Here is an 8,979-nt window from a genome sequence, read left to right on the forward strand (position 1 = left end):
CAAACCCGGAGAAGCATGACGAAATCGATCCTCATCGCATGCCTGCTCCTGCTCGCCGCCGCGGTGCCGGCGCGGGCGCATCCGGGCGTGGGCATCGTGATGGACCGGCCGGGGAACGTGTTCTACACGGACCTGCAGCACGTCTGGCGGATCGCGCCCAACGGGGCCAAGTCCATCGCCGTGCGCGACGTGCACACGCACGAGCTGGCGCTGGACGCCGCCGGCAACCTGCTGGGCGAAGACAGCGAGTTCCTGGGCGGCGACCGCTGGCGCCACCGCGTCTGGCGCCGCGCCCCGGACGGCCGCGTGACGGACGTCGTCCCCTGGCGCGACGGGTTCTGGCGCGAGTACGGCTTCGTGCGCGACGCCGCGGGGGCCACGTACTGGGTGCGCTGCGCCCAGCGCCCGTGCACCATCCGCAAACGCACGCCGGACGGCCGCACCGCCACGTTCGCGCCCGGCGTGCGCTGGGCCGGCAACATCAACTGGATCGCGGCGGGGCCGGACGGCGCGCTGTACGTGGTGGATGGCGCGGACCTGCGGCGCGTGGACCGGGCGGGCCGCGCGACCACCGTCGCGCGCGGCGTGGGTCAGATGATGATGGGGATGTGGGTGGATGCGCGGAGCAACGTGTACGTGGCCGTCTACGGCGCCCGCGCGGTGATGCGCGTGGCCCCGGACGGCCGCGTGGCGACGGTCGCGCGGTCGCCTGCGCCGTGGGGCCCCTCGGGCGTGACGGTGGCGCCCAACGGCGACCTGTGGATCCTGGAGTACTCCACCAGCAACGAGGCCCGCGTGCGCCGCGTCGCGCGGGACGGCCGGGTCACGGTATACTGAGGGTGATGCGCATCGCGATCACGGGGGATTGATGACGACCAGCCACAAGGACGCCCTCCAGGCCTTCTGCCGCGCCCTTCCCGGCGCCACGGAAGACGTGAAGTGGGGCGACCATCTCGTGTTCTCGGTGGGAGACAAGATGTTCGCCGTCTTCAACACCGGCGATGCGGAGGTCGTCACGCTCAAGGTGAGCCCCGCCGTGTTCCCCATCCTCACCCGCGAGGAGGGGATCTCGCCGGCGCCCTACCTGGCCCGCTCGTCGTGGATCCGCCTGGAGAACACCCGCGTCCTGCCGCTCGCGGAGATCGAAGCGCTGCTGCGCGAATCGCACGAGCTGGTCGCCGGCAAATTGACCAAACGCCTTCGCCGGGAGCTGGGCATCGCCATCGCCTGACTCCATTTCCCATCGCCGGATCGATCCTCCCTCACCCGCGGGGCTTTCATGATCGTGGAATACGTGCGCTACCAGATCCCCGCGGAACGCCGCGACGCCTTCGAGGCCGCGTACGCCGCCGCGCAGCCGTCGCTGCAGGCGTCGCCGCACTGCCTGTCGTGGGAATTGTCGCGGTGCAGCGAAGATCCCGGCCAGTACACGCTGCGCATCGAGTGGGATTCCGCCGAGGGCCACATGCAGGGCTTTCGCCGCGGGCCCGACTTCGGCCCCTTCTTTGCCGCCATCCGCCCCTACATCGGCGACATCCAGGAGATGCGCCACTACGAGCTCACCGCCGTCCGCGGGCGCAAGCAGGCCGCCGTCGCCTGATCCACGGGACAGGGGGTGAGCACAGACGCAGAGGCGGTCGCGTGAAGAGCCTGGATGCAAAGAACCGGGGTGTGGGAATGGGGATGATGGTGCCGCTGGCCATCGTGGGCGCCGTGCTGCTGTCGGGGTGCGGCGGCAAGCCGGGGCGGCTCGCCCCGCCCGGCGGTCCGCTGCAGCCGTGTCCTTCCACCCCCAACTGCGTCTCCACGGAGGCCACCGACGCGCGCCACGCCATGCCGCCGCTGCCGTACACCGGCACGCCGGGCGAGGCGTTGCAGCGTGCGCGCGCGGCGCTGCTGGCGGAGCCGCGCACGCGCATCGTCGCGGAGCGGCCGGGCTACCTGCACGCGGAGGCGCGCAGCCGCCTGTTCCGCTTCGTGGACGACGTGGAGGTGGTGGTGGACAGCGCGGCGGGGGTGGTGCGCTTTCGCTCCGCGTCGCGCCTGGGCCGCAGCGACATGGGCGTGAACCGCGCGCGGATGGAGCGCTTCTCCACCCGCTTCCGCGCCGCCGCATCGAATCCCCCGGCGCCGTAAGCGGACGAAACGAAGCCGCCGCCCCTCCGGCTGCGGAAGGGCGGCGGCGCGGTATGCCGAGCTGCGCTGCGCGGACTAGGGCCGGCGGGTGGTGATGAGGATCACCCCGTTGGCGGCCCGCGTTCCGTAGATGGCCGCCGAGCCGGCGTCCTTGAGCACGTCGATGCGCTCCACGTCCGCCGGGTTGATGCCGTCCAGCGCGCGCCCCGCCGGCCCGGAGATGACCGGGGTGCCGTCGATCACGTACAGCGGCTCGCCGTCGCCCAGAAAGCTGCCGGCGCCGCGCACCCGCACCGAGTAGCCGTTCCCCTGCCGGGTCACCGTGACGCCCGCCAGGCGCCCCTGGAACAGCTCCTCAACCCGCGCCGCGCGCTGGTTGCGCACCTGTTCGCGCGACACCGAGCCCACCGCGCCGGTGATGTCGCGGGGCGCCTGGTTTCCGTAGCCCGTCTCTGCGCGCTCCTCTTCCGGAGCGGGCGACTCGCCGGGCGGATTGCCGCCGCACCCGGCCGCCAGCAGCGCGGCCAGGCCGCCGTACAGGATGCGTGTCCAGCGGAGCCGGTGCGCGGTGGATGCCATCGTGTCCTCCCGAGGCTGGGGATCGCCGTCCGGATTTGCGCGCACGGGGATGTGCGCCGGTGGTCCGGGCGGCGGCGGGGCAACTGTGGATTGCTGCATGGCCGGGGCCACGCCGCGGGTGCACCGCCGGTCCTCCTCTCATGGTACAGGCGCGGGGCGGGGGATACAAGAAGATTCCGCCGAAGATCCTTGCGCTCTGGACGCGCCCGCCCGATACTCGCTCCCGCGTTCCGTGCTCCCCCGCCACCCCCTGTCCCCCATGCCGTCCGCCCCGCTTCATCGCGTCTCCCTGATCCTTCTCTCCGCCCGCGCCGCGCGGGTGATGCCTGCACCCGTGGAGGGGGCATGAGCGGGCGCGCGGTGGAGAGCGCGGGGATGGTGCTCTTCCGGCGGACGGACGGCGGGCTGGAGGTGTTCCTGGCGCATCCGGGCGGGCCGTTCTGGAAGAACAAGGACGCGGGCGCGTGGACCATTCCCAAGGGCCTGGTGGACGAGGGCGAGACGCCGCTGGTGGCCGCGCAGCGCGAGTTCTACGAGGAAACCGGCATCATCCCCGCCGAGCCGTTCCTGCCGCTGGGCGAGGTTCGCCAGAAGGCGGGAAAGCGGGTGCACGCGTGGGCCTGGGAGGGCGACGCCGACCCCGCCACCGTCACCAGCAACGTGATGCGCACCGAGTGGCCGCGCGGCTCCGGCCGCATGCTCACCTTTCCCGAGGTGGATCGCTGCGCCTGGTTCACCCCCGCGCAGGCCCGCGAAAAGATGAACGCCGCCCAGGCCGAGTTCATCGACCGCCTCGAAGCGCTGCTGGCCGAGTAGGTTGATTTCCGCGAAACACCCGACGCCTGTCATTCCGAGGCCCGCCCACACCGAACTCGCCCCTCACTCCACCCGTTGCAGGGCCGAGGAATCTACTCTCGGCCATCTCGAGCCCGGACGCGGCAGCCCGCACCATCGCCGCGGCCACGAAACAGCCGGACGGGGCCGGTTCAGGGCGCCGCGACAGGTCGCGAGCAACCGGAAAGTAGATTCCTCAGTCGGCGCCGGAGTATCGGGTGAGGGACGGCTCCGCGTGGCGCCTCCTTCGGAATGACAGAGTGGGGGACCTGTATCCCGGCCGACTGTCATTCCGAGGCCGCCCACACCGAACCCGCCCCTCACTCCACCCGTTGCAGGGCCGAGGAATCTACTCTCGGCCACCTGGAACCCGGACGCGGGAGCCCGCACCATCGCCGCGGCGACGAACCCGCCGGACAGGGCCGGTCCGGGGCGCCGCGACGGGCCACGAGCAACCGGACGGTAGATTCCTCAGTCGGCGCCGGAGTATCGGGTTCGGGACGGTTCCGCGTGGCGCCTCCTTCGGAATGACAGATTGGGGTGGGGCGAGTCGGCGCGCGCACGGTTTCTCCCCTGTCCGGCGCCAGTGCGATGCAAGCCGACGAGCTTCAATCCATCTGCCACCAACCTCCCCCAGCAGTTTTGGGGGAGGTGCGAGCCTAAGCGAGCGGAGGGGCACCCCGCCCGGGCCAGGGCGCGCGCGCTCCGGTCCCCGCCACCCTCGCACCCCCCGACCCCAGGCCCATCCTCCAGGCCCCCGGCCGGTTGACACCGGGGCGCTCTTTGTGTATTCTACCGGTCTGTCCCGACCACGCCGATCCGCCCCGGGCACGGTGCCGGAGGCGGAATTTTCGTCCGGAACTCCAGAACCCGCCGGCAACAGGCCGGCACAGGCCCGCGCTTCGGGCGCGAGAAAAGTACGATGAAGACGTATTCCGTTAAGGCGGGTGAGATCGAGCACCGCTGGTTCGTCGTCGACGCCGGGGGCAAGATCCTCGGCCGCGTGGCGACCGAAATCGCGCGCGTGCTGCGCGGCAAGCACAAGCCGACGTACACCCCGCACCTGGACACCGGCGACTACGTCGTGGTCATCAACGCGGACAAGGTCCGTCTGAGCGGCAACAAGGCCGACCAGAAGACCTACTTCAAGCACACCGGCTACATGGGCGGGGAAAAGTTCATCCCCTTCCGTGAAATGCTGGCCAAGCACCCCGAGCGGGTGCTGGAGCTTGCGGTAAAGGGCATGCTGCCCAAGAACGCCCTGGGACGCCAGATGCGCAAGAAGCTGAAGGTGTACGCCGGAGCGGAGCATCCGCACCAGGCCCAGAATCCCGCGCCTCTTACCTTCTGATCATCATGGCGACCACCGAACAGTTCCACGCCATCGGGCGCCGCAAGACGTCGGTTGCGCGCGTGTACCTTCGTCCCGGCAACGGGACGTGGACCGTGAACGGCCGCACGCTCGAGCAGCACCTGCCCCGCCACGTGCTGCGCCAGTCGGCCAACCGCCCGCTGGTGGCCACGGAGACCGAGGGCCAGTACGACGTGAAGGTGAACGTGCGCGGCGGCGGCGTTCGCGGCCAGGCCGACGCCATTCGCCTTGCCGTGGCCCGCGCGCTGCTCAAGGTGAACGAGGAGTTCCGCGTGCGCCTGCGCGCCGAGGGTCTGCTGACCCGCGACCCGCGCGAGGTCGAGCGCAAGAAGCCGGGCCGTCCGGGCGCCCGCAAGCGGTTCCAGTTCAGCAAGCGCTAATCGGAAGCGCGAACGGCAAGGGGACAGGTTACAGGGAACAGGTTACAGCAGGCTGTAACCTGTCACCTGTCCCCTGCTGTTCGAATTCCGGTATCATCAAGCACACCGCCCGACGCCCACGTCCGGGTGCCGCGCTCTGAACGGCGCGGTCGGACGGGCGGATGACGGCGGTGGAAGCCCGGGCCCCGAACGGGGCCGCAGGGAAAACCGCATTCCAGTCAGGACCAACACACGATGGCCGTACCCCAGATCCAGGACCTTCTCGAGGCCGGTGTCCACTTCGGGCACCAGACCAGCCGCTGGAACCCGAAGATGCGCAAGTTCATCTTCGCGGAGCGCAACGGCATCTACATCATCGATCTCAAGAAGACGCAGCGGCAGATCGAGCTGGCGCAGGAGCTGACCCGCACCGTGATCAGCCGCGGCGAGCGCATCCTGTTCGTCTGCACCAAGAAGCAGCTCAAGGCGGTGGTGGAGAGCGCGGCCGAGCGCAGCGGGTCGTTCTACGTGACCGAGCGCTGGCTGGGCGGCATGCTCACCAACTTCACCACCATGAAGAAGCAGATCCGCCGCCTGCGCGAGCTGGAGCGGGGGATGGACGAGGGCGCCTTCGAGTACTACACCAAGAAGGAGCGCCTGATGCTCGACCGTGAGCGCGAGCGCCTGGACAAGTACCTGGCCGGCGTCAAGGACATGGCCCGCACGCCGGGCGCCATGTTCGTCATCGACAGCAAGCGCGAGAAGATCGCCATCTCCGAGGCCAACAAGCTGGGGATCCCGGTCATCGCCATCGCCGACACCAACGCCGACCCGGACGTGCTCACCGTGCCCATCGCGGGCAACGACGACGCCATCCGCTCGGTCGAGGTGATCAGCAACGCCATCGCCGACGCCATCGTGGAGGCCCGCGCCGCCATGCCGGCCGAGGACCGCCGCCGGTCCGAAGAGGCCGAGGTGACCACGTACAGCAGCGAGACCGGCGAGCGCCAGCCCGCCGACCGCGACCGCGAGAGCGGCGACAAGAAGCGCCGCCCGCGCCGCAAGCGCCGGCCGCGTTCCGAGGCCGGCGCCGGTGGCTCCGACGAGGGCGGGAGCGAGGAGTAACCCTCTCCCCGCGCGCTCGGCGGACGGTTTGCGGGGGCCCCGGCGCGCAGTGCCGGGGCCCCTTTTTTCGATGCCCGCCGCGGGTGCGGACGGGCGCCCCACGCGCGGGCGGGGTTGCGCGCGGGGCGGCGGCGCCACAGGTTCCCGCGCCGCGGCCACGCGCGCGACCGCCGCGCGACCCTTGAACCATAGATCCGGAAAGACGGACGCAATGACGATCGCAATCAGCGCACAGGCCGTGAAGGAGCTCCGTGAGCGCACCGGGGCGGGGATGATGGAGTGCAAGAGCGCGCTCACCGAGGCGGGCGGCGACATGGAGGCCGCCATCGACCTGCTGCGCGCGCGCGGCGCCGCCAAGGCCGCCAAGCGGGCCGAGCGCGAGGCCCGCGAGGGCGCCATCGGCAGCTACATCCACATGGGCGGCAAGATCGGCGTGCTGGTCGAGGTGAACTGCGAGACCGACTTCGTGGCCCGCAACGACGCCTTCCAGTCGCTGGTGCGCGAGATCGCCATGCACGTGGCGGCCGCCAACCCGGTGGCCATCCGCCGCGAGGACTTTCCGGCCGAGATGGTGGAGCGCGAGCGCGCCGTGTACCGCGAGCAGATGCGCGAGAGCGGCAAGCCCGAGCAGATCTGGGACAAGATCGTGGACGGCAAGATCGAGAAGTTCTACGCCGACCAGGCGCTGCTGGAACAGCCGTTCGTCAAGAACCCCGACCAGACGGTGGGGCAGCTGATCACGGAAGTGTCGGCCAAGACGGGCGAAAAGATCGACGTGCGCCGGTTCACCCGCTTCGCGCTGGGCGAATAAGGTGGAGGCCGCGCCCCTTCCGGACGGCGCCCCCGCGCCCCTTTCGCCCCCCGCGGCGGAAGGGGCCCCGGCGCTCAAGTACGCCCGCGTTCTGCTCAAGATCAGCGGCGAGGCGCTGGCGGGCGAGGAGGGCTTCGGCATCAGCCCGCCGGTGCTGCAGCGGCTTACGGACGAAATTCGCCGCGTGCACCAGATGGGCGTGGCGCTGGGGCTGGTGATCGGGGGCGGCAACATCGTCCGCGGCACCACGGCCAGCGCGCAGGGGATGGACCGCGTGAGCGCCGACTACATGGGGATGCTGGCCACGGTGATCAACGCCCTGGCCCTGCAGAACGCCATGGAGCGCGGCGGGCTGGAGACGCGGGTGCTCACGGCCATCCGCATGGAGCAGCTGGCCGAGCCGTACATCCGCCGGCGCGCCATTCGCCACCTGGAAAAGGGCCGCATCGTGATCTTTGCGGGCGGCACGGGGAACCCGTACTTTTCCACCGACACGGCGGCGGTGCTGCGCGGCATCGAGATGGAGGCCGACGTCATCATCAAGGCCACCAAGGTCGACGGCGTCTACACGGCCGACCCCAAGAAGGACCCCAACGCGCAGTTCATCCCCGAGATCACGTACCTGGAGGCGCTGTCGCGCGAGCTGGGGGTGATGGACGCGGCGGCGCTGTCGCTGTGCAAGGACAACGGCATCCCCATCATGGTGCTGAACCTGGACACGCCGGGGGCGGTGGCCAGCGCGGTGGTGGGCGACCGCATCGGCACGCTGGTGCAGAGCCGGGCCGCGTCGGTGCAGCAGCCCCGCGGGGCGGACCGCCGCGGCACGGCCGGCTGACGTTTCCTTATCTTCTTCTTTCCAACGAGCGTACTGGACCGCCATGGCCACCCTGCAGAAAGCCCGTCAGCGGATGGACGGCGCCATCGAGGCGCTGCGCCGCGAGTTCGCCTCCGTGCGTACCGGCAAGGCCAGCCCGGCGCTGCTGGACAGCGTGCGGGTAGAGGCGTACGGCAGCCCCATGCCGCTGAACCAGGTGGGCACGGTGTCGGCCCCCGAGCCGCGCATGCTGACGGTGCAGCCGTGGGACAAGACGATGCTCAAGGCCATCGAAAAGGCCCTGCGCGAGTCGGACCTGGGGCTGAACCCCTCCAACGACGGCAACATGATCCGCATTCCCATTCCGGCGCTGACGGAAGAGCGCCGGAAGGAATTCGTGAAGATGCTGCACAAGCTTACCGAAGAGGCGCGGGTGGCGGTGCGCAACGTGCGCCGCGACGCCAACGACGAGGTAAAGAGCCGCCAGAAGGACGAGGGGCTTTCCGAGGACGACATCCGCCGCGAGCAGGGGGAGGTGCAGAAGCTCACCGATCAGTACATCGCCAAGATCGAAGAGCTGATGAAGCACAAGGAAGCGGAGATCATGGAGGTCTGACCTCCAAAAGAAGGATCTCACGCAGAGACGCGGAGGACGCGGAGAGGATTCTCTCCGCGTCCTCCGCGTTTTCGTCATGTCGGATCTGCGCGTTCCGGCGAATTCCGCGATGTGGACGACGCCGGCGATCGTCGCGCCGCCATCACGCCACCGCCCCGCCACGTCCCGCCACCGCCCCACCACGGGTTGAAACCCACAGTTGTCGAAAGTGGTAAACAGAGTGAACATTAGAGGCTGACGCATGAACGATGGGACCCTCAGCAGGAGGAACCATGGCGGCAAATCGAGTCAGCCTCGAAGAACTGGAACGCGTCCTACCCGCCCGGCAGGTAA

General features: G+C 70.0%; 12 protein-coding genes. 11 read left to right on the top strand and 1 reads right to left on the bottom strand.

Annotated features, from left to right (window positions below):
* Positions 1-15: 15 nt before the first annotated feature.
* From VGC13_RS29710 to VGC13_RS29725, 4 genes are read left to right on the top strand one after another with little or no spacing between them, the layout of a single operon-like run.
* On the top strand, positions 16-837 hold the full coding sequence (locus VGC13_RS29710) for a hypothetical protein (RefSeq protein ID WP_331128968.1): 822 nt from the start codon (positions 16-18) through the stop codon (positions 835-837).
* A gap of 31 nt (positions 838-868) precedes the next feature.
* Positions 869-1,231: an MmcQ/YjbR family DNA-binding protein gene (locus VGC13_RS29715; protein WP_331128969.1), complete on the top strand. Its 363-nt coding sequence runs from the start codon at positions 869-871 to the stop codon at positions 1,229-1,231.
* Between the two features lie 48 nt (positions 1,232-1,279).
* On the top strand, positions 1,280-1,600 hold the full coding sequence (locus VGC13_RS29720; RefSeq protein WP_331128970.1) for a putative quinol monooxygenase: 321 nt from the start codon (positions 1,280-1,282) through the stop codon (positions 1,598-1,600).
* Between the two features lie 41 nt (positions 1,601-1,641).
* Positions 1,642-2,136, top strand: a complete 495-nt coding sequence (locus tag VGC13_RS29725) for a DUF1499 domain-containing protein (RefSeq protein ID WP_331128971.1) — start codon at positions 1,642-1,644, stop codon at positions 2,134-2,136.
* A 75-nt stretch (positions 2,137-2,211) separates the two neighbouring features.
* On the opposite strand, the gene VGC13_RS29730 is transcribed toward VGC13_RS29725, so the two are convergent.
* Positions 2,212-2,715, bottom strand: coding sequence for a TonB-dependent receptor plug domain-containing protein (locus tag VGC13_RS29730; RefSeq protein WP_331128972.1), 504 nt, complete (start codon positions 2,713-2,715; stop codon positions 2,212-2,214).
* 345 nt (positions 2,716-3,060) lie between these two features.
* Between VGC13_RS29730 and VGC13_RS29735 the strand changes: the two genes are divergently transcribed.
* From VGC13_RS29735 to frr, 7 genes are all read left to right on the top strand, one after another.
* Entirely contained in the window at positions 3,061-3,531 is a 471-nt protein-coding gene (locus VGC13_RS29735) for an NUDIX domain-containing protein (protein WP_331128973.1), read from the top strand.
* 940 nt (positions 3,532-4,471) lie between these two features.
* Positions 4,472-4,900 (top strand): 50S ribosomal protein L13, encoded by a 429-nt coding sequence (gene rplM, locus VGC13_RS29740; protein ID WP_331128974.1) that lies wholly within the window; start codon positions 4,472-4,474, stop codon positions 4,898-4,900.
* Positions 4,901-4,905: 5 nt separating this feature from the next.
* Positions 4,906-5,301: a 30S ribosomal protein S9 gene (rpsI, locus tag VGC13_RS29745; RefSeq protein ID WP_331128975.1), complete on the top strand. Its 396-nt coding sequence runs from the start codon at positions 4,906-4,908 to the stop codon at positions 5,299-5,301.
* Positions 5,302-5,535: 234 nt separating this feature from the next.
* Positions 5,536-6,405 carry a 30S ribosomal protein S2 gene (gene rpsB, locus VGC13_RS29750; RefSeq protein ID WP_331128976.1) on the top strand — a complete coding sequence of 290 codons (870 nt, stop codon included), beginning with the start codon at positions 5,536-5,538 and terminating at the stop codon, positions 6,403-6,405.
* 211 nt (positions 6,406-6,616) lie between these two features.
* A complete protein-coding gene (gene tsf / locus VGC13_RS29755) occupies positions 6,617-7,216 on the top strand; it encodes a translation elongation factor Ts (protein WP_331128977.1) in 600 nt (199 codons plus the stop codon).
* A 91-nt stretch (positions 7,217-7,307) separates the two neighbouring features.
* On the top strand, positions 7,308-8,051 hold the full coding sequence (gene pyrH, locus VGC13_RS29760) for a UMP kinase (protein WP_349264267.1): 744 nt from the start codon (positions 7,308-7,310) through the stop codon (positions 8,049-8,051).
* 43 nt (positions 8,052-8,094) lie between these two features.
* Positions 8,095-8,646: a ribosome recycling factor gene (gene frr, locus VGC13_RS29765; RefSeq protein WP_331128979.1), complete on the top strand. Its 552-nt coding sequence runs from the start codon at positions 8,095-8,097 to the stop codon at positions 8,644-8,646.
* The last annotated feature ends 333 nt before the right edge of the window (positions 8,647-8,979 follow it).

The sequence above is a fragment of the Longimicrobium sp. genome (genome assembly GCF_036399255.1).
Taxonomy (GTDB): Bacteria; Gemmatimonadota; Gemmatimonadetes; order Longimicrobiales; family Longimicrobiaceae; genus Longimicrobium.

Excerpts from the sequence above, each read along its gene's own strand:
- VGC13_RS29710 (WP_331128968.1), top strand. The coding sequence starts at position 16 with ATGACGAAATCGATCCTCATCGCATGCCTGCTCCTGCTCGCCGCCGCG.
- VGC13_RS29715 (WP_331128969.1), top strand. The coding sequence starts at position 869 with ATGACGACCAGCCACAAGGACGCCCTCCAGGCCTTCTGCCGCGCCCTT.
- VGC13_RS29720 (WP_331128970.1), top strand. The coding sequence starts at position 1,280 with ATGATCGTGGAATACGTGCGCTACCAGATCCCCGCGGAACGCCGCGAC.
- VGC13_RS29730 (WP_331128972.1), bottom strand. The coding sequence starts at position 2,715 with ATGGCATCCACCGCGCACCGGCTCCGCTGGACACGCATCCTGTACGGC.
- VGC13_RS29735 (WP_331128973.1), top strand. The coding sequence starts at position 3,061 with ATGAGCGGGCGCGCGGTGGAGAGCGCGGGGATGGTGCTCTTCCGGCGG.
- rplM (WP_331128974.1), top strand. The coding sequence starts at position 4,472 with ATGAAGACGTATTCCGTTAAGGCGGGTGAGATCGAGCACCGCTGGTTC.
- rpsI (WP_331128975.1), top strand. The coding sequence starts at position 4,906 with ATGGCGACCACCGAACAGTTCCACGCCATCGGGCGCCGCAAGACGTCG.
- rpsB (WP_331128976.1), top strand. The coding sequence starts at position 5,536 with ATGGCCGTACCCCAGATCCAGGACCTTCTCGAGGCCGGTGTCCACTTC.
- tsf (WP_331128977.1), top strand. The coding sequence starts at position 6,617 with ATGACGATCGCAATCAGCGCACAGGCCGTGAAGGAGCTCCGTGAGCGC.
- frr (WP_331128979.1), top strand. The coding sequence starts at position 8,095 with ATGGCCACCCTGCAGAAAGCCCGTCAGCGGATGGACGGCGCCATCGAG.